Here is a 17480-nt window from a genome sequence, read left to right on the forward strand (position 1 = left end):
TCAGCGATATGGGTTTTAATCGGAGATAAGCGGCGGGCGCGCTTTTCGCGCCTGCGCATTTCCACACGGTGCGTCATGGCCATCGCAAAGAACTTCCTGCTCTACGACGGAGACTGCCCTTTCTGCTCGAACTACGTGCGGATGCTGCAATTGCAGAAGGCCGTCGGCCCCATCGATCTGCTGAACATGCGCGACCATCCCGATCTGGCGGTGGCCTACAAGGCGCAAGGCTACGACCTGAACCAAGGCATGCTGCTGCATCTGGATGGTCAGGACTATTGGGGCGCCGACTGCATCAACCGGCTGGCGCTGATCAGCACCGGCAATGATCTGTTCAACAGCGTCAACGCGGCCGTGTTCCGCAATCCCTGCCTGTCGACGGCGCTTTACCCGTTCATGCGCACCGGCCGCAGCCTTGCACTGACGCTGCTGGGCAAGAAGAAGATGCAGATGTAGGCGCGCTGGCCCGTCGCCGACGCGGCGCGCGGGAATGGCACCCGGTTGAAGACCGTACGCGCTAGGCCGCGCCCATCGCTCTTGCCAGAGGCTCTTCGGCCATTTGCGCATCCCCATTGGCGTCGCAGCGACGCCACCCCGATGCTGGGTCGCGCTTGTCGTCGAAATAATCCCAATCCGTGCCGCACACCGCGCAGGTGAACGCTAGTTGCTGCACGCCTCGCTGCGTCTCTCCAGCTGACCGCACTACGCCCAGGCTGATCAGGTCTTCATGTCCGGGCGCATCGCGCCGGTCCGCTACGATAGCCTCGCATTTTTTGCACGCCCCCATGCTCCTTCCCCTTTCAATATCCTTTCAGCGGATATTACGAAGGGAAAAACGTTTAAAGCTCAGCAATTCTCACCGTTCCGGGGCCGGCCGGCGCTGTAGTTCAGCCAACCCCGTCGGCTACGTCAGACCAGCGTCACCTTGCCCGTGGCCAGGCTGTACACGCCGCCGACCACTCCCAGCTTTTTCTGCTGCACCATCTCCTGCAAGAGCGGCTGCGCGTTCTTCAGGCGATCGACCGCCATGCGCACATTCTCCTGCACGGCCGCGGCCATCAGATCCTTGGCGCCCGACTTGCTCGCGAGTTCGACGGCGGGCTTGATCGCGTTCACCAGGGCCGGCAAATGACCCGGGAATTCGGTCTTGTCCTTCCACGCCTTGATGGTCGCGTCCACCGCCCCGCAGTTGTCGTGGCCCAGCACCAGGATGAGCGGCGCGCGCAGCACCAGCGTGCCGTACTCCAGGCTGGCGAGGCCGTCTTCGTTCACGAAGTTGCCAGCCACGCGCACGATGAACAGGTCGCCCGGGCCTTGGTCGAAAGCCAATTCAGGCGCAACCCGCGAGTCCGAACAGCCCAGGATGGCGGCGATGGGCTTCTGCTTTACGGCGCGGGCGGCACGTCCGGCGGAGAAATCCCGCATGTTCGGCTTGTTGGCGGCGTAGCGGGCGTTGCCAGCCATCAGGCGCTTCAATGCCGCGTCAGGACCGATATCGTTTGAGGGCACGGCGGCCTGGGCAGCGCCCAGCCAGCCCGAGGCGCCGGCCGCTGCCATTGCAGCAGCTCCAAACAGCAGGCGGCGGCGATTGAAATGCAGGGGATTTGCGCAAGAGGAACAGTCGCACATGAGGCTCTCCTGAAAGACGAACGTCTAGGAAACCAGCGCATGACTATTTTGCCGCTAGCGCGGCGCCCGCGCCTCAAAAATAAGGGTGGAGGGCCCTGAAAGAGTCTGTCGCAATTGGCGCTTGAGATACAGGCACCCCAGGCGTAACGTGGAATGGCGGCATAAGCCGCGTCACCTGCATAGGTACGCACCATGACGCCCAACACCCCCCACCCCAAACCGGCCCAGGCCACGCCCGATTCCGGCTCGCCCGACGCGCACTCGCCGCCGCATGCGGAAAAGGACCGGGCCCGTGCCGATCACCAGCACGAGGAAGCCCGGCGCAAGGCCCTGGTCGGATCCCAGCACAAGGAAAACACGCGCAGCGTCGCAGCTCCGCGCTATCACGGGCACCGCGGCGGATAACGCTGCTGCTGGCTAGATTCCGTAACTTCTTGGAAAAACATCAAACTGCAATAAGCGCCTGAAAGTCGGACCATCACATGTTGGACTTTGGATGGGACCAAAAGCATGAGTCCCGGTCCGGATGCCCTGCCCTGAATGGTTTTCAACGACAGAGGATGCTTATCGTGATTCCTATCAGAAAGACCGCCGCCGCCTGTGCGCTGGGCGCCTTCATGACCCTGGCGGCGGCTGGCCAGGCCGCCTTTGCCCAGGCCCAGGCGAACGCCCCCGCGCCCCTGGCTACCGGCCTGACCGATTCCGGCGTCGCCGAAGGCCAGGTGGTCGAAGCGGTGCGCAGCGGCGACATCCTGTCGATCAAGGTGCGGTTCAAGCCCATCGTCATGGGCAAGACGGAGATGCTCTATCCGCAGATCAGCAAGAGCGACTATGAAAACAGCTTCTACGTCGTGGCTGGCAACAAGAAGCACCTGCTGCTGAGAGACAGCAACGACAAGCCGCTGACCAATCCCAAACTGATGATCAGGACCGAGAAGGACGCCCCGATCGCCGGCTCCTGGCAGGGGAAATTCCCCGCCCCGCCCAAGGAGATCAAAGAGGTCTCGCTGACGATACCGAGCGTCGAGACCTTCGACGCCATCAAGATCACCGACCGCTAGCCATGGCCGGCTACCCGGGCTCGTCAACTCTGCTGGCCGCGGCGTTGCTCGCCGCCACCGGCGGCTCCATGGCGCAGGAGCCACCCTACAAGGCCGAGATCCTGGATCTGCAGGCCACCATCCTGGACTTGAAGGGTCTGCCCTCCGACGCCAGCGGCGGCATCTCGGACCTGAACGCGCAGATAGACGGGCTGGCCGCGCGCCACGACGGCCTGTCGGTGCGGCAGGACAAGAATGCCGTGACCGTCGCCATGCTGGGCGACGTGCTGTTCGACTTCGACAAGACCGCCATCCGTCCCGCCGCCGAGCCTACGCTGCGGGACATCGCCAGCCTGATCAAGGCCAGCTCGGCGGGCACTGTCGCGATCGAAGGCCATACCGACTCCAAGGGATCGGCGTCCTACAACAAGGACCTGTCCCTGCGCCGCGCGCAGGCGGTGGCGCAATGGCTCACGAGCCACGGCGTGGACAAGGCGCGGCTGACGGTGAAGGGACTGGGCGATACCCAGCCGATCCAGTCGAACCGGCTGGCCAATGGCGCGGACAATCCGCAAGGACGGGCGCAGAACCGGCGGGTAGAGTTCGTGCTGCCCAAGCACTGAACAGCGCGGCGCGGGACCGGGTCCTTTTCAGCGGGCCGGGCCTCGCGACTCGTCCGCAACCGCCAGGGCCACATCCATACTGACCAGCACCGGCGCGTTGCGCGGCAACTCGCGCACGCCGATGACCGAACGCGGATGCTCGCCCTGGCGCCCGAAAATCGCCACCAGCAGTTCCGATCCGGTATCGGCGATGGCGGATAGCCTCGTGCTGGCGCGCTCGCCCACCTGGAAGAAGTAGTTGACGCGCAGTATCTGCTCCACCGCATCCAGGCTGCCCTGCGCGTGATGGGCGACCCATGACAGCGCATGCAATACACACAGGCGCACCGCCTCGCGCGCCTGCGCTTCGCCGACCTGCTCGCCTATGGCCCCTTGAACCAGCAACTGGTCCGCGCTGAGCTTGGGAATCTGCCCGGCGACATACACCGTGCTGCCATGCCGCAACGCCGGCAAATAGGCATAGTGCGTGGGCGTGGGCTGTGGCAGGACGAGCCCCAAGGCCTGCAAACGCGCATCGGCTCCGCTCATGACGTTCCTCAGAGACTGCCGGGCAGGAAGTTGACCTGCTTGGCCAGCGTCGCCCAGCGCTTGTTCTCGGCCGCGACAAAATCGGTGAAGGCCTGGGCCGAACCGCCCTTGGTGCTGACGCCCTGCTCTTTCAGGCGCGAGGCCACTTCGGGCGACTGCAATGCGCGATTGAAGTCCTGGTTGAGCTTCTTCACGACCGCCTCGGGCGTGCCGACCGGGGCGACGATGCCTTGCCAGGACGTGATGTCCATGTCCGCCAGGCCGACTTCCTTATAGCTGGGTATGTCCGGCGCGGAATCTATCCGCTCGGACGACGTGACCGCCAGGGCGCGCAGCTTGCCGGCCTGGACGTGCGGCAGCAAGGTAATCACCGGATCCAGGATCAGGCTGATATGTCCGCCCAGCAGATCGTTGATGGCGGGTGCGCTGCCCTTGTAGGGAATGTGGGCCATGCGGATGCCGGCGCGCTGCTTGAACAGTTCGCCTGCCAAAAAGGTGGAACTGGACGCCGAACCGAAGGTCAGTGTGTCCGGCTTGCTCTTGGCATAGGCGATGAACTCTTTCATCGTCTTGGCAGGCACGGCGTTGCCGGTGGCGATGATGTAGGGCTGATCGGCCAACAGGATCACCGGCGCGAAGTCGCGTGCGGCGGAATACGGCAGGCTGCTGTACTGCAGTTCGTTGATCGACATGATGGGCAGGTTGGCCAACAGCAGCGTGTAGCCGTCCGCTGGTGCGCGGGCCACGAACTCGGCCCCGATGATGCCGCTGGCGCCGGGCTTGTTCACCACCAGCACGGGCTGCTTGACGTCCTGGCCCAGCTTTTGTGCGACGGTGCGCACGACCAGGTCGGCCACACCGCCCGGCGGGAACGGCACGACGATCTGTATGCTTTTAGTGGGAAAGTCCTGCGCGCTGGCGTTGCCGACGGCGCCCAGCGCCAGCGTGGCGCACGCAAGGATGCGAATGGCGTTCTTCATGTAAGTGCTCCGAGGTTGCGACCGTTCAGGGATTGCGGGTAGTAGTGGCTTGCGGGCCGAAGCTTGCGTCGAAAAAGCGCATCCAGTTGCCGCCCATCAATAGCGCCACGTCGTCCGCTGAAAACCCGGTCGCGCGTAAGCCCTGCTCGATGTTCTGGAAACCGCGGCTGTCCTGGAACCAGTCCGGCTGCGGCGGAAACCCCGGCTGCGCGGCCGAGCCTTCGCCGTAATCGATGTTCTTGGTATAGCGGCCCGTGCGCATCCACTGCACCACCGAGTCCGGCTGGTCCTGGCACAGATCCGAGCCCAGGCCCAGGTGCTCCACTCCCACCAAGTCCGCGGTGCGCGCCACCATGGCACAGAAATCGTCCAGTGAACAATCCGATTTGTTCTTTAGGTGATGCGGATACAGCGAGAAACCGAACATGCCGCCCGCGCCGGCCAGCGCTTTCAGCACCGTGTCCGACTTGTTGCGCAGCGCCTGCGCCCATGCATGCGGATTGGCGTGGCTGATGGTGATGGGCCGCTCGGACAGTTCTATCGCTTCCAGCGTGGAGCGCTCGCCCGAATGGCTCATGTCGATGACCAGCCCGACCCGGTTCATTTCCTTGATCACTTCGCGGCCCATGCGCGTGACGCCGCTGTCGACCGCTTCATAGCAGCCTGAAGCCAGCAGGGACTGGTTGTTATAGGTCAGCTGCATGAAGCGCACGCCCAGCGTGTGCACCACTTCGACCAGGCCGATGTCGTCTTCGATGGGCGATGGGTTCTGCAACCCGAAAATGATCGCGGTGCGGCCGGACTCGCGGGCTCGCCTGACGTCGTCGCCGCTGCGCGCCTGCACGATCAGGTCGGGATAGCGCTCGAACCACCGGTTCCAGCGTTCGATGTTGTGGATCATCTCGCGCAGGTTCTCGTGATAGGCGATGGTGACGTGGACCGCGTCCACGCCGCCTTCACGCAGTTGGCGGAATATCTTTTCGGACCAGTTGCTGTATTGCAGCCCGTCGATGCGTAAGGCGCTTGCGCTCATTGCTTGCTTCCTGGATTGGCAGTGAGCGGTACTGTAGATTTCCGGCCATAATTCAGTCAAACTAAAATAATTTCGTTTTATTTCATTTTTTCTTAAATATGAAACTAGAGCACTTGCGCATGTTCATGGCCGTGGTCGACGCCGGCGAACTGGCCCAGGCCGGCGACCGAGTCGGCCGCACGCCGGCGGCGCTATCCATGACCCTGAAGCAGCTGGAATCGGAGCTGGGCGGCCCGTTGTTCGAAGGCGAACGCAAGATCCGTCTGTCTCCGCTGGGCCTTTATGTCCGCGCACAAGCTCAGCGGGCCATTGCGGAATTCGACTCGGCCGTGGCCCACATGGTCCGCTATGCCAGCGGCGCGCTCGGAACAGCCAAGGTGGCGGCCGTGCCGAGCGCAGCCATCCGACTGCTGCCGCAAGTCATCGGATCGATGCGCCGGCAGTATCCGCAAGTGCGGGTGGATTTGCGAGACATAGACTCGGCCGCGGTCGGCAAGGCGGTGGCCGACGGAGAAGTCGATTTCGGCATTGCCACGCTGCCGGCGCCCTTGCCCGGCATCGCGACCGAGCCCCTGTTCGAAGACCGTTTCGTACTGGTGTGTCCAGCGGGACATGGCCTGACCAAACTGCGCCGCAACGTGCGCTGGAGCGATATCGATGCCGCGGAGTTCATTGCGAACGGCTTGTGCGCCCGGTTCAACTCCCCGGAAGTCGCCGCATTGGTGGAGGCCTCGCTGCTGACGGTGCGCAACACCACCTCCTTGCTGACCTTCGTCGAACAGGGTTTTGGCGTCACCATCCTGCCTGCTCTGGCGGTCACGACAAGCGCGAAATTGGCGATCGTGCCCCTGGCCGACCAAAGCGCCGTCCGCAGCCTGGAAGTGCTGACCCGCGGCGGTGAGACGCTTAGCCCGGCCGCTCAAGCGCTATTGGGACTCACGCGCAGCATGGCTGCCGAGCTGGCACTGGCCTGGTCATGATTTTTTCGGGACATCGATGAAATTCGACATCTACGGCAGGTTTCAGCTCGACATCCAGCGCGAGGGCTCGGTATGGACGGCGTACCGGTCGGAAGCCGGCAAGCGCGTGCGGGCTGCGGACCTTGCCATTCCTGCCGACGTTCCCGCGGACGGGCTGGCCGAGTACCTGGATGACATCTATCACGAGCTGTCCGGTCCGGGTGACCGGATCGAGCGTATCGGCTAGGGCAGCCGGACTACTCCTCTTCGCCGTAGCCAAAAGGCCAACGGCGCTTGTTCGGCTCGGGCGCGGGTTGCTGACTTTGCATGACGGGCTCCTGAGATTCGATGGACGAATACTACCGGCATCCGCCAAATCGAACTGCAAAGGTTCGCAAAGATCGCGGCAATCATGCCGCAAGAGCCCCATCCACGTTTCTAACACAAGGCAGCCGCGGCCCGCATCGGGGCTAGAACGTATGCCATTTCCTGGACCGGCGCGTAGGATTGAAGCCGTACGGGAGAGCGCCATGCCAGATTCCAGCTGGATTTGCGGCAGCGAGCCGCCGGGTCGCCAGGGATTCTTCGAGACTGAATTCAATACTGGCCAGACCGAAGTCACGATGTACTCCGTATTGGGCTGGATGCCGCCTGCGCATCGCGGATACGTCGTCAGATGGCGCTCGTTGGAACCGGCGGTGGAACAGGCGGAGATAGAGCGCTATCTGTATTACCGGCGCGAGGGGCGCGGGTATTCTTGAGCGCCCCTTTGCCGGTACTGTTACGCGAAAGCCCGCCGTAGCGGGCTTTTTCATGGGCAACCGTCCACGGATCAGGGCAGCTTGGAAGCGACGAACGCGGCTTCGTTCTGATGGCCCGGATACTGGCTGGTCACGCGGCTTGTGAATTCCTGCTTCGTGATCCGATGGCGATAGGCGTCGTGCAGCCACACCAGGAACTGGTCCTGCTGCGCCTTCGTATCCAATGGGATACGGCGATAGTTCGGATTCGCCTCCACCTGGCCCAACAGTTGGTTCATCCAATCCGTGAACGGCTTGTCGACCTCGGCCGCAACCACGCGCGGATCCTCCGGCTGGCTGCTGGCGCACCCCTGCATCAGCGGCAGACTGAACGCCACGGCCACTGCCAGGACAAGACCCGCTTTCTTGAAACGCGTAGACATGCGTACTCCTCAATAAGTGTTCCCGTCGGCCCCCGACTTTAAGCCAAGTCGGCGGACGGTTTTGTGTCCGACGACGGTTTGGCCGCCGCAAGCCCTTGAAATAACTGCAAGTTATGAAATTCCCTGCGGAAAACCCCATCAGGGAATTTACTTATGCTCTTTAATTATTTGCAAAGCGCATACTTGCCGGGCAAGAATTCGTCCTTGGCATAGATCAATACAGATGGAACTTCGTCAACTCGAGGCCTTCGCGGCCGTCATGTCCACGGGCAGCGTCACTGCTGCCGGCCGGCTGTTGGGACGCTCCCAGCCGGCGATCAGCCGGTTGTTGCAGGAACTGGAAGCCGAGATCGGCTATCCCTTGTTTGCGCGCAGCGGCCCGCGCGTGACGCCCACCGAGCAGGGCTTCCTGCTGTATGACGACGTCGAGCGCGCGCTGGCGGGCATGCAGCAGATCCGCAGCCGCGCCGATGAAATCGCCCGTGGCCAGGCCCAGCCGCTGCTGATGGCCGCCACCTCCGCCCTGGCGGCGGGGCTGGTGCCCGACGCGCTCAAGCGCATCGAGGACCGCATCGGCGCCGCCCGCATCCAGCTGCGCAGCGCCTCGCCCGAACGCGTGGTGCACGCCGTGCTGTCGGGCGCCGCGCAACTGGGCGCGACCAGCCTGCCGCTGGAACATCGCGGCCTGACGGTGCATTGGATCGGGCAGGCCCCCTGTGTGGTCGCGTTGCCGGAAAACGATCCGCTGGCCCAGCAAGCCGTGGTGCCAGTGGCCGCGCTGGCCGGGCGCCGCATGATCACGATGGCCAACCCCTACCGGCTGCGCCGCCGCCTCGACGCCGCGCTGGCGCAGAACGCCCAGGCGCTGGGCACCATGGAAACCAATTCGTCCGTCAACGCCCTGGCCGCCGTGCGCGCCGGACTGGGCGTGTCGGTGCTGGAACCGATCACCGCCTACGGCGCCCCCATGCCGGGCGTGGCGATCCGCCCCATCGACCTGGACATCCCCTTTTTCTTCGGGGTCATCACCCCGCAGTCGCAAACGCCGACGCCAGCCTGCCAGGCCATGGTCGACGCGCTCGCCCAAGCCGCCGCGGCCCTGCTGCCCGGCTTCGCCCTGCACGACGCCGCCGAGCATTCGGCCCTCCTGCAGTCGATCTATGGCGACGACGCCCCTCTTACGGAATCCCCCACTATATGAATCAGCCCCTAGCCACCCCGCCGCAAGGCCTGGCCGCGCTGGAAGCGCGCTTGCAGCAAGACCTGTCCTGGCTGGAAATCCCCGCCAAGAACTGGGTCACGCCCCGCCTCGTCGACGGCCAACCGGTGCTGGACGTGGCCGTGATCGGCGGCGGCATGGCCGGCCTGGCCGCGGCCGCCTCGCTCAAGCATCTGGGCATCAACGCCCCGATCTTCGACCAGGCGCCCGAAGGCTATGAAGGCCCCTGGGCCACCACCGCCCGCATGGAAACCCTGCGCTCGCCCAAGCAGTTGACCGGTCCCGCGCTGGGCCTGCCGGCGCTGACCTTCCGCGCCTGGTTCGAAGCGCAGTTCGGCTCCGAAGAATGGGAAGCGCTGGACAAGATTCCGCGCCTGCAATGGATGGATTATCTGCGCTGGTACCGCCGCGCGCTGGACCTGGACGTGCGTAACGAGCACCGCATCCTGGCCGTGCTGCCGCGCGCCGACCAGCTGGTGCAGCTGGACATCGAGTCCCCCGCCGGACGCAGCACGGTGCTGGCGCGCCGCGTGGTGCTAGCCACCGGCCGCGACGGCCTGGGCGGCGCCTATGTGCCTGATTTTGCGAAGAAGCTGCCGCGCAACCGCTGGGCGCATTCGTCCGACGTGATGGACTACAACACCCTGGCCGGCAAGCGCGTGGGCGTGGTGGGCGCGGGCGCATCGGCCATGGACAGCGCGGCCACCGCACTGGAAGCCGGCGCCGCCAGCGTCGACCTGCTGATCCGCCGCAACGACATTCCCCGCGTCAACAAGGGCAAGGGCGCGGGCAATCCCGGCCTGACCCACGGCCACCTGACCTTGCCCGACGAATGGAAGTGGAAGATCCGCCACTACATCAACGCCGCCCAGGTGCCGCCGCCGCGCGGCAGCACGCTGCGAGTCTCGCGCCACCCCAACGCCCGCTTCAACCTGGGCGCGGGCGTGCAGGACCTGGCGCTGGTCTGCGATGAAATCCACGTCACCACGCCCAAGGGCGTGTTCGTGCTGGACTTCCTGATCTTCTCCACCGGTTTCCGCATCGACTGGACCGTGCGTCCGGAGTTCGCCGCGCTGGCGCCGCACGTGCGCGCCTGGGGCGACCGCTACGTGCCGCCGGCTGGCGAAGAAGACCAGGAACTGCATGATTCGCCCGACCTGGGCGCCGTGTTTGAACTACAGGAAAAGAGCCCAGGCGCCTGTCCCGGCCTGGACCGCGTGCATTGCTTCTCCTACCCCGCGGCGCTGACGCAGGGCACGATCTCGGGCGACATCCCGGCCATCAGCGAAGGCGCCAAGCGCCTGGCGCAAGGCATCGCCGGCCTGTTCTACCGCGAGGACGTGGAGACGCACTACGCCAATATGGAAGCGTTCTCCGAGCCCGAAGTGTTCGGCGACGAATGGACGCCAGCCCCGGCTCCGCAAGCGGAGACCGCGCAATGACGGGTTGGTTGCTGCGCCGCATCGCGCAAGCCGCGGTGGTGGTCTTCCTGATGACGCTGATCGTCTTCGTGGGCCTGCACGCCATCGGCAATCCGGTGGACATCCTGATCGGCCAGGACGTCGACCAGGTGGACCGCGCCCGCATCATCGCCGAACTGGGCCTGGACAAGCCGCTGTGGGAACAGTACCTGGCGTTCCTGAACGGTGCCCTGCATGGCAATCTGGGCAATAGCTTCGTCTACAACATTCCGGCCGTGGAACTGGTGATCCAGCGCCTGCCGGCAACTTTCGAACTGGCCATCGCCGCGATGATGCTCACCGTGGTGGTGGGCCTGCCGCTGGGCCTGTACGCCGGCCTGTATCCCGATAGCCGTTTCGCCAAGATGATCATGGCAGGCAGCATCGTCGGCTTCTCGCTGCCGACGTTCTGGATCGCGCTGATGCTGATCATGACGTTCAGCGTGTCGCTGGGCTGGCTGCCGGCCAGCGGCCGCGGCGAAACCGTGGAGTTCCTGGGCTTCCAGTGGTCCTGGCTGACGGCCGACGGCTGGCGCCACCTGATCCTGCCGGCGTTCAACCTGTCGCTGTTCAAGATTTCGCTGGTGATCCGCCTGACCCGCGCCGGCGTGCGCGACGTGCTGCCGCTGGACTTCGTGAAGTTCGCCCGCGCCAAGGGCCTGTCGCCCATGCGCGTGGTCTGTGTCCACGTGCTGCGCAACACCATGATCCCGCTGGTGACGGTGCTGGGCCTGGAGCTGGGCTCCACCATCGCCTTCGCCGTGGTCACGGAAAGCATCTTCGCCTGGCCCGGCGCCGGCAAGCTGATCCTGGACAGCCTGAACGCGCTGGACCGCCCCGTCATCGTGGCCTACCTGATCGTGGTGGTGTGCCTGTTCGTGACCCTGAACCTGATCGTGGACATTCTTTATAAAGTGCTGGACCCGCGGGTGCGGCTGGAGGCCTCGGCATGAGCGCCGTATCGACAAACCCCACTCCCGCGCTGCGCCGCGAATCGCCGTGGCGGCGCAACCTGGCCGAGTTCATGTCGTCCAAGACGGCGGTGCTGGGCCTGGCTGTTGCCACGCTGCTGATCCTGGCCGCCATCCTGGCGCCCTGGATCGCGCCGCAGAACCCCTATGACCTGCTGCAGATCGACGTGCTGGACGCGCGCCTGCCGCCGGGCAGCATGAACGGCCTGGACACCTTCCACTACTGGCTGGGCACCGACGGCCAGGGCCGCGACCTGCTGTCCGGCATCCTGTACGGCCTGCGCATCAGCCTGATCGTGGGCGTGGGCTCGGCGCTCATCGCCGGCATCGTCGGCACGCTGCTGGGCCTGCTTGCCGCCTACGCCGGCGGCAAGACCGACGCGATCATCATGCGCCTGGTCGACCTGATCCTGTCGTTCCCGTCGATCCTCGTGGCCATGATGATCCTGGCCTACCTGGGCAAGGGCGTGGGCAACGTGGTGCTGACGCTGGTGATCCTGGAATGGGCCTACTACGCCCGCACCGCGCGCGGCCAGGCCCTGGTCGAGCGCCGCCGCGAATACGTGGAAGCCGCCCGCTGCCTGGACATCCCCAACTGGCGCATCATGTTGAAGCACATCCTGCCCAACTGTTTGCCGCCGCTGATCGTCATCGGCACCCTGCAGATCGCGCGCGCCATCACTCTGGAAGCCACACTCAGCTTCCTGGGCCTGGGCGTGCCCGTGACCGAACCGTCGCTGGGGCTGCTGATTTCCAACGGCTTCCAGACCATGCTGTCCGGCGAATACTGGATCAGCTTCTATCCCGGCATCGCGCTCTTGGTCACCATCGTGGCCATCAACCTGGTGGGCGACCGCCTGCGCGACGTGCTGAACCCGAGGACCCACAAATGAGCGCCGACCGCGACAACGCCGGCGCGCCGACGCTGGAGGTGCGCAACCTGCGCACCCACTTCCATACCCGCGCGGGCGTGCTGCCCGCCGTGGACGACGTGTCCTTCACGCTGGAACGCGGCAAGATCCTGGGCCTGGTCGGCGAGTCCGGCTCGGGCAAGTCCGTCACGGGCTTCTCCATCATGGGCCTGGTCGACGCCCCGGGCCGCATCGTCGGCGGCGAAGTGCTGTTCCAGGGCCGCGACCTGACCAAGCTGGCGCCGCGTGAACTGCGCAAGCTGCAAGGCAACCGCATCGCCATGATCTTCCAGGATCCGATGATGACGCTGAACCCCGTACTGCGGGTGGACGCGCAAATGATCGAGACCGTGCGCGCCCACAACAAGATGAGCGCGGCCCAGGCCCGCGCCCTGTCGCGCGACACCCTGGGCATGATGGGCATTCCCAGCCCCGAAGAGCGGCTGCTGGCCTACCCGCATCAGCTGTCCGGTGGCATGCGCCAGCGCGTGGCCATTGCGATTGCCATGCTGCACCGGCCCGACCTGATCATCGCCGACGAGCCCACCACCGCGCTGGACGTCACCATCCAGGCGCAGATCCTGTCCGAAGTGCAGAAGCTCGCGCAACAGCACGGCACCAGCCTGATCTGGATCACCCATGACCTGTCGGTGGTGGCCGGCCTGGCCGACGATGTGGCGGTGATGTACGCCGGCCGCATCGTCGAACACGGCACCGTCGACGACGTGCTGGACCGTCCGCAGCACCCCTACACCGTGGGCCTGATCGACAGCCTGCCCAGCAACAACCGGCGCGGCCAACGCCTGCGCCAGATTCCCGGCATGACGCCCAACCTGCTCAACCTGCCCGCGGGCTGTGCCTTCGCGGCGCGCTGCTCGCGCGCCACCGCGGCCTGCGACCAGCAGCCCGGCATCACCCAGGCCCTGCCCGAACACAAAGTGCGCTGCTTCCACCCCACGATCCAGACCAGCGAGGTAATGGCATGAGCACGACCGCCCCTACCCCGCTGATTGATCTCAGCCAAGTCAGCAAGCGTTTCGGCGAACGCCCCTCCGGCCCCGCCACGCGCGCCATGCAGCGCCTGGGCCTGTCCAAGCCGCCCGCCGTGACCCGCGCCGTCGACAACGTGGACCTGATCGTCAACCCCGGCGAAGTGGTCGGCCTGGTCGGCGAGTCCGGCTGCGGCAAGTCCACGCTGGGCCGCATCGCAGCGGGCCTGCTCACGCCCTCCGGCGGCGAGATCCGCATCAACGGCGTGCGCCCGGCCGACATGAACTCGGCCCAGGCCCATGCCGCGCGCCTGCAAGTGCAGATGATCTTCCAGGACCCCTACGCCAGCCTCAACCCGCGCCTGCGCGTGGACGAGATCGTGGGCGAAGCGGCCCGCATCCACGGCCTGGTCGGCAACGGCGACTTCGACGACTACGTCAGCGCCCAGCTGGAACGCGCCGGCCTGGACCCCGCGCTGCGCCAGCGCTATCCGCACCAGTTCAGCGGCGGCCAGCGCCAGCGCATCGGCATCGCCCGCGCCCTGGCCGTGCAGCCCACCATGCTGGTGTGCGACGAAGCCGTGGCCGCGCTAGACGTGTCGATCCAGGCGCAGATCCTGAACCTTTTCATGGACCTGCGCGAAGACCTGGGGCTGACCTATCTCTTCATCAGCCATGACCTGGGCGTGGTCGAGCACCTGTCCGACCGCGTCGTGATCATGTACCTGGGCCGCGTGGTGGAAACGGCCACGGTGGAAGAAGTCTTCCGCCATCCCAACCACCCGTACACGCAAGCCCTGCTGGCCGAGATCCCCAGCCTGAAGTCGCGCCACAAGACCTTTACCGCGATCAAAGGCGAGATCCCCAGCCCGCTGAATCCGCCCGGCGGCTGCCATTTCCATCCGCGCTGCCCGCATGCGATGCCGCGCTGCAAGACCGAGGTTCCCACCTTGAAGGGAATCGCCATCAACCACCTGAGCGCCTGTCACCTGAACGACATGGCGTGAACCCAGTCGCCGCGCCGCGGCTCCCGGATTAACCGCCAGTTCCCCCTATACCAAGGACTCCGAACATGAAACGCCTGCTTCTCACCACCCTGACCGCCGCCATCCTCGGCGCTTCCGCCGCCGCCAGCGCCGACGACCTGTCCATCGGCTTCGCCGACCCGCTGTCGTCCCTGGACCCACAGTTGAACAACCACGCCGGCGACCGCTCGGTGGCCCTGCACTTCTGGGACCTGCTGATCGAGAACAAGTGGAACAAGCTGCAGCCCGGCCTGGCCGTCAGCTGGAAGCCGCTGGACGACAAGACCTGGGAATTCAAGCTGCGCGAAGGCGTCAAGTGGCAGGACGGCACGCCCTTCACCGCCGACGACCTGATCTACTCCTACACCCGCGCGCGCGCCGTGCCGGGCAGCGTGGCCACCTATGCCGGCTACCTGCGCACCATCGACACGATGACCGCCAAGGATCCGCTGACGCTCATCGTCAAGACCAAGGCCCCCAACCCCGACCTGCCGCTGAACCTGGCCTCGGTGCACGTGGTCAGCAAACACGTCGGTGAAAAGTCCACCACCGAGGACTACAACTCGGGCAAGGCCATGGTCGGCACCGGCCCCTACAAGTTCGTGTCCTACACCCCCGGCGACCGCGTCATCATGGAACGCAACGACGGCTACTGGGGCGACAAGCAGATCTGGGACAAGGTCAACTACCGCTACATCAACAACGCCGCCGCCCGCACCGCCGCGCTCTTGGCTGGCGACGTGGACGTGATCGACAAGGTCTCGGTGTCCGACCTGGCCAAGCTGCAAAAGGCCGCCAACGTGTCGGTCTACCCGTACGACGGCCTGCGCGTCATGCTGCTGCAGCCCAGCTTCAACCCCGCGCCCAACCAGTACATCACCGACAACAACGGCAAGCCGCTGGACAAGAACCCGCTGCTGGACGTGCGCGTGCGCCAGGCCCTGAACCTGGCCATCAACCGCAAGGCCATCGCCGACCGCATCCTGCAAGGCGCCGCCACCGAAGCCAACCAGTGGATGCCCAAGGGCACCATCGGCTACAACCCCGACGTCAAGGACATCCCCAACGACGTCGCCCAGGCCAAGAAGCTGCTGGCCGAAGCCGGCTACCCCGACGGCTTCAAGCTGACCATGCACGTGCCCAACGACCGCTACCCGCAAGGCCCGGAAACGGCCCAGGCCGTGGCGCAGTTCTGGACCCGCGCCGGCGTCAAGACCCAGGTGGAAGTCGTGCCATGGGCCGTGTACTCGGGCCGCGCCAACAAGAACGAATTCGCGGTCAGCATGCTGGCCTGGGGCAACGGCACCGGCGAAGGCAGCTACGCGCTGGTCAACATCCTGGCCACCGCCGACGCCAAGAAGGGCCTGGGCGCGTCCAACTGGGGCCGCTACAGCAACCCCAAGGTCGACGCCGCGCTGGAGCAATCCACCTCGGAATTCGACGTGGCCAAGCGTGAAGCCATCCTGCGCGACTCCGTCAAGATCGTGTACGACGACGTCGGCATCATCCCGCTGTTCCACTACAAGAACATCTGGGCCACCAAGAAGGGCCTGAAGGTTACCCCCATGACCAGCGACCGCACGGCCGCCATGATGGTGACGAAAGAATCAGGCAAGTAAGCCATGACGCCCACCCTCACCATCACCCCGGCCGTCGACCTGATCGACGTGCCGCGCCAGATCCGGGTCGAACACGTCGCGCCCGGCCAGACGGTGGAGATCACCGCCCTGACCCGCCGCAACGGCGTGCTCTGGCAAAGCCAGGCCGCCTTCGTGGCGAACGCGAACGGCACGGTCGACCTGGGCCGCGACGCGCCCGTGTCCGGCGACTACGCCGGCGTGGCGCCCATGGGCCTGGTCTGGTCGCAGTCCCCCGTGGACTCGTCCAGCCGCGAACACTTCAACCACCCGGTGACCGAGGCCCTGGTCACCGACGTGGTGGCGCGCGTCGCCGGCTCGCAGGCCCAGGCCTGCTTCACCCAGCGCCTGGCGGCTGACGGCGTCACCCGCCAGGACGTGCGCGAAGAAGGCCTGGTCGGCACGCTGTACCTGCCGCCCGGCCCCGGCCCGTTCCCTGCCGTCATGATCCTGAACGGCTCCGGCGGCGGCATCAACGAACCGCGCGCGGCGCTGTATGCGTCCCGCGGCTATGCCGCCTTCGCCCTGGCCTACTTCAAGGCGCCGGGCCTGTCGGACTACATCTCCAACACCCCGCTGGAATACTTCCAGACCGGCCTGCGGTGGCTGCGCGAGAAGGTCAGCCCCAAGCACGACTTCGTCGCCATCAGCGGCCAGTCGCGCGGCGGCGAACTGGTGCTGCTCTTGGGCGCCACCTTCCCCGAGGAAGTCTCGGCCGTGGTCGCCTACGTGCCCGGCGCCGTGGTCCACAGCGGCCAGAACGCCTGCGATCCCAAGATCGGGCGCGAAGGCCCCACGTGGCTGCTGGGCGGCAAGCCCATTCCCCACGTCTGGGAAAACAACCGCACCGCCACCTGGGCGCCCTTCGACGAAGGCCCCTCGCCGCACCGCCACGAGAAAGCCATCCTCACCGCCCTGCAAGACCCCGACGCCGTGGCCCGCGCCCGCATCAAGGTCGAAGACATCCAGGGCCCCGTCATGCTGCTGTCCGGCACCGACGACGGCTCCTGGCCGTCCAGCATCTATTCCAAGATGGTGCAGGACAAGCTGGCCGAGGTGAACCACCCCTATCCGGTCGAGTGGCTGGACTACGAGAACGGCGGGCACTCCATCCTGTTCCCCTACGTGCCCACCACCCAGCTCGTCTACGCCCACCCCGTGTCCGGCAAGATCAGCACCAGCGGCGGCAACCCCAAGGACAACGCCCGCGCCGACCAGGAATCCTGGGAAGGCGTGAAGCGGTTCCTGGACGCGGCTGTCGCAGCTGCCAACCCCGCCCGCGCCGCCAAGTAA

General features: G+C 65.7%; 20 protein-coding genes. 15 read left to right on the forward strand and 5 right to left on the reverse strand.

Annotation, left to right across the window (positions count from 1 at the left end; all coding sequences use genetic code 11):
- Nucleotides 1-75 precede the first annotated feature (75 nt).
- Nucleotides 76-456 carry a DCC1-like thiol-disulfide oxidoreductase family protein gene (locus tag AXYL_RS18540; RefSeq protein WP_013394373.1) on the forward strand — a complete coding sequence of 127 codons (381 nt, stop codon included), beginning with the start codon at nt 76-78 and terminating at the stop codon, nt 454-456.
- A gap of 453 nt (nt 457-909) precedes the next feature.
- Here the strand turns inward: AXYL_RS18540 and AXYL_RS18550 are convergent, their stop codons facing one another.
- Complete coding sequence (locus AXYL_RS18550) at nt 910-1629, reverse strand: carbonic anhydrase (protein ID WP_013394375.1); 720 nt, start codon at nt 1627-1629, stop codon at nt 910-912.
- 192 nt (nt 1630-1821) lie between these two features.
- Between AXYL_RS18550 and AXYL_RS18555 the strand changes: the two genes are divergently transcribed.
- The 3 genes from AXYL_RS18555 (at nt 1822) to AXYL_RS18565 (ending at nt 3292) form a co-directional block, all read left to right on the forward strand.
- Nucleotides 1822-2034 carry a hypothetical protein gene (locus tag AXYL_RS18555; protein ID WP_013394376.1) on the forward strand — a complete coding sequence of 71 codons (213 nt, stop codon included), beginning with the start codon at nt 1822-1824 and terminating at the stop codon, nt 2032-2034.
- Nucleotides 2035-2189: 155 nt separating this feature from the next.
- Complete coding sequence (locus tag AXYL_RS18560) at nt 2190-2690, forward strand: hypothetical protein (RefSeq protein ID WP_237709914.1); 501 nt, start codon at nt 2190-2192, stop codon at nt 2688-2690.
- Nucleotides 2691-2692: 2 nt separating this feature from the next.
- Nucleotides 2693-3292 (forward strand): OmpA family protein, encoded by a 600-nt coding sequence (locus tag AXYL_RS18565; RefSeq protein WP_013394378.1) that lies wholly within the window; start codon nt 2693-2695, stop codon nt 3290-3292.
- 27 nt (nt 3293-3319) lie between these two features.
- On the opposite strand, the gene AXYL_RS18570 is transcribed toward AXYL_RS18565, so the two are convergent.
- Genes AXYL_RS18570 through AXYL_RS18580 form a run of 3 tightly spaced genes read right to left on the reverse strand, consistent with a single transcriptional unit; the run spans nt 3320 to nt 5833 of the window.
- Complete coding sequence (locus tag AXYL_RS18570; RefSeq protein WP_013394379.1) at nt 3320-3820, reverse strand: RidA family protein; 501 nt, start codon at nt 3818-3820, stop codon at nt 3320-3322.
- An 8-nt stretch (nt 3821-3828) separates the two neighbouring features.
- Nucleotides 3829-4800 (reverse strand): Bug family tripartite tricarboxylate transporter substrate binding protein, encoded by a 972-nt coding sequence (locus AXYL_RS18575; protein ID WP_013394380.1) that lies wholly within the window; start codon nt 4798-4800, stop codon nt 3829-3831.
- 25 nt (nt 4801-4825) lie between these two features.
- A complete protein-coding gene (locus AXYL_RS18580) occupies nt 4826-5833 on the reverse strand; it encodes a membrane dipeptidase (protein ID WP_013394381.1) in 1008 nt (335 codons plus the stop codon).
- 98 nt (nt 5834-5931) lie between these two features.
- Here AXYL_RS18580 and AXYL_RS18585 point away from each other — a divergent pair, with 98 nt between their 5' ends.
- The 3 genes from AXYL_RS18585 (at nt 5932) to AXYL_RS18595 (ending at nt 7553) form a co-directional block, all read left to right on the forward strand.
- A complete protein-coding gene (locus AXYL_RS18585) occupies nt 5932-6813 on the forward strand; it encodes a LysR family transcriptional regulator (RefSeq protein ID WP_013394382.1) in 882 nt (293 codons plus the stop codon).
- Nucleotides 6814-6829: 16 nt separating this feature from the next.
- Nucleotides 6830-7039, forward strand: a complete 210-nt coding sequence (locus tag AXYL_RS18590) for a hypothetical protein (protein WP_013394383.1) — start codon at nt 6830-6832, stop codon at nt 7037-7039.
- 283 nt (nt 7040-7322) lie between these two features.
- Nucleotides 7323-7553 (forward strand): hypothetical protein, encoded by a 231-nt coding sequence (locus AXYL_RS18595; protein WP_013394384.1) that lies wholly within the window; start codon nt 7323-7325, stop codon nt 7551-7553.
- Nucleotides 7554-7624: 71 nt separating this feature from the next.
- Here the strand turns inward: AXYL_RS18595 and AXYL_RS18600 are convergent, their stop codons facing one another.
- Nucleotides 7625-7975: a hypothetical protein gene (locus tag AXYL_RS18600; RefSeq protein WP_013394385.1), complete on the reverse strand. Its 351-nt coding sequence runs from the start codon at nt 7973-7975 to the stop codon at nt 7625-7627.
- 223 nt (nt 7976-8198) lie between these two features.
- Here AXYL_RS18600 and AXYL_RS18605 point away from each other — a divergent pair, with 223 nt between their 5' ends.
- The 8 genes from AXYL_RS18605 (at nt 8199) to AXYL_RS18640 (ending at nt 17480) form a co-directional block, all read left to right on the forward strand.
- A complete protein-coding gene (locus tag AXYL_RS18605) occupies nt 8199-9176 on the forward strand; it encodes a LysR family transcriptional regulator (RefSeq protein WP_013394386.1) in 978 nt (325 codons plus the stop codon).
- Nucleotides 9173-10636, forward strand: a complete 1464-nt coding sequence (locus AXYL_RS18610) for a flavin-containing monooxygenase (RefSeq protein WP_013394387.1) — start codon at nt 9173-9175, stop codon at nt 10634-10636. The genes AXYL_RS18605 and AXYL_RS18610 overlap by 4 nt, the downstream gene beginning before the upstream one ends.
- Nucleotides 10633-11607 (forward strand): ABC transporter permease, encoded by a 975-nt coding sequence (locus AXYL_RS18615; RefSeq protein WP_013394388.1) that lies wholly within the window; start codon nt 10633-10635, stop codon nt 11605-11607. The genes AXYL_RS18610 and AXYL_RS18615 overlap by 4 nt, the downstream gene beginning before the upstream one ends.
- A complete protein-coding gene (locus tag AXYL_RS18620) occupies nt 11604-12518 on the forward strand; it encodes an ABC transporter permease (protein WP_013394389.1) in 915 nt (304 codons plus the stop codon). The genes AXYL_RS18615 and AXYL_RS18620 overlap by 4 nt, the downstream gene beginning before the upstream one ends.
- Nucleotides 12515-13522 carry an ABC transporter ATP-binding protein gene (locus AXYL_RS18625; RefSeq protein WP_013394390.1) on the forward strand — a complete coding sequence of 336 codons (1008 nt, stop codon included), beginning with the start codon at nt 12515-12517 and terminating at the stop codon, nt 13520-13522. The genes AXYL_RS18620 and AXYL_RS18625 overlap by 4 nt, the downstream gene beginning before the upstream one ends.
- Nucleotides 13519-14532, forward strand: a complete 1014-nt coding sequence (locus tag AXYL_RS18630; RefSeq protein WP_013394391.1) for an ABC transporter ATP-binding protein — start codon at nt 13519-13521, stop codon at nt 14530-14532. The genes AXYL_RS18625 and AXYL_RS18630 overlap by 4 nt, the downstream gene beginning before the upstream one ends.
- Nucleotides 14533-14597: 65 nt before the next feature.
- A complete protein-coding gene (locus AXYL_RS18635) occupies nt 14598-16169 on the forward strand; it encodes an ABC transporter substrate-binding protein (RefSeq protein WP_013394392.1) in 1572 nt (523 codons plus the stop codon).
- A 3-nt stretch (nt 16170-16172) separates the two neighbouring features.
- Entirely contained in the window at nt 16173-17480 is a 1308-nt protein-coding gene (locus AXYL_RS18640) for an acyl-CoA thioesterase/bile acid-CoA:amino acid N-acyltransferase family protein (protein WP_013394393.1), read from the forward strand.

The organism is Achromobacter xylosoxidans A8, assembly GCF_000165835.1.
GTDB classification, from domain to species: Bacteria; Pseudomonadota; Gammaproteobacteria; order Burkholderiales; family Burkholderiaceae_B; genus Achromobacter; species Achromobacter xylosoxidans_B.

Coding starts and splice junctions, on each gene's coding strand:
- AXYL_RS18540 (WP_013394373.1), top strand. CDS start 76: ATGGCCATCGCAAAGAACTTCCTGCTCTACGACGGAGACTGCCCTTTC.
- AXYL_RS18550 (WP_013394375.1), bottom strand. CDS start 1,629: ATGTGCGACTGTTCCTCTTGCGCAAATCCCCTGCATTTCAATCGCCGC.
- AXYL_RS18555 (WP_013394376.1), top strand. CDS start 1,822: ATGACGCCCAACACCCCCCACCCCAAACCGGCCCAGGCCACGCCCGAT.
- AXYL_RS18560 (WP_237709914.1), top strand. CDS start 2,190: ATGCTTATCGTGATTCCTATCAGAAAGACCGCCGCCGCCTGTGCGCTG.
- AXYL_RS18565 (WP_013394378.1), top strand. CDS start 2,693: ATGGCCGGCTACCCGGGCTCGTCAACTCTGCTGGCCGCGGCGTTGCTC.
- AXYL_RS18570 (WP_013394379.1), bottom strand. CDS start 3,820: ATGAGCGGAGCCGATGCGCGTTTGCAGGCCTTGGGGCTCGTCCTGCCA.
- AXYL_RS18575 (WP_013394380.1), bottom strand. CDS start 4,800: ATGAAGAACGCCATTCGCATCCTTGCGTGCGCCACGCTGGCGCTGGGC.
- AXYL_RS18580 (WP_013394381.1), bottom strand. CDS start 5,833: ATGAGCGCAAGCGCCTTACGCATCGACGGGCTGCAATACAGCAACTGG.
- AXYL_RS18585 (WP_013394382.1), top strand. CDS start 5,932: ATGAAACTAGAGCACTTGCGCATGTTCATGGCCGTGGTCGACGCCGGC.
- AXYL_RS18590 (WP_013394383.1), top strand. CDS start 6,830: ATGAAATTCGACATCTACGGCAGGTTTCAGCTCGACATCCAGCGCGAG.
- AXYL_RS18595 (WP_013394384.1), top strand. CDS start 7,323: ATGCCAGATTCCAGCTGGATTTGCGGCAGCGAGCCGCCGGGTCGCCAG.
- AXYL_RS18600 (WP_013394385.1), bottom strand. CDS start 7,975: ATGTCTACGCGTTTCAAGAAAGCGGGTCTTGTCCTGGCAGTGGCCGTG.
- AXYL_RS18605 (WP_013394386.1), top strand. CDS start 8,199: ATGGAACTTCGTCAACTCGAGGCCTTCGCGGCCGTCATGTCCACGGGC.
- AXYL_RS18610 (WP_013394387.1), top strand. CDS start 9,173: ATGAATCAGCCCCTAGCCACCCCGCCGCAAGGCCTGGCCGCGCTGGAA.
- AXYL_RS18615 (WP_013394388.1), top strand. CDS start 10,633: ATGACGGGTTGGTTGCTGCGCCGCATCGCGCAAGCCGCGGTGGTGGTC.
- AXYL_RS18620 (WP_013394389.1), top strand. CDS start 11,604: ATGAGCGCCGTATCGACAAACCCCACTCCCGCGCTGCGCCGCGAATCG.
- AXYL_RS18625 (WP_013394390.1), top strand. CDS start 12,515: ATGAGCGCCGACCGCGACAACGCCGGCGCGCCGACGCTGGAGGTGCGC.
- AXYL_RS18630 (WP_013394391.1), top strand. CDS start 13,519: ATGAGCACGACCGCCCCTACCCCGCTGATTGATCTCAGCCAAGTCAGC.
- AXYL_RS18635 (WP_013394392.1), top strand. CDS start 14,598: ATGAAACGCCTGCTTCTCACCACCCTGACCGCCGCCATCCTCGGCGCT.
- AXYL_RS18640 (WP_013394393.1), top strand. CDS start 16,173: ATGACGCCCACCCTCACCATCACCCCGGCCGTCGACCTGATCGACGTG.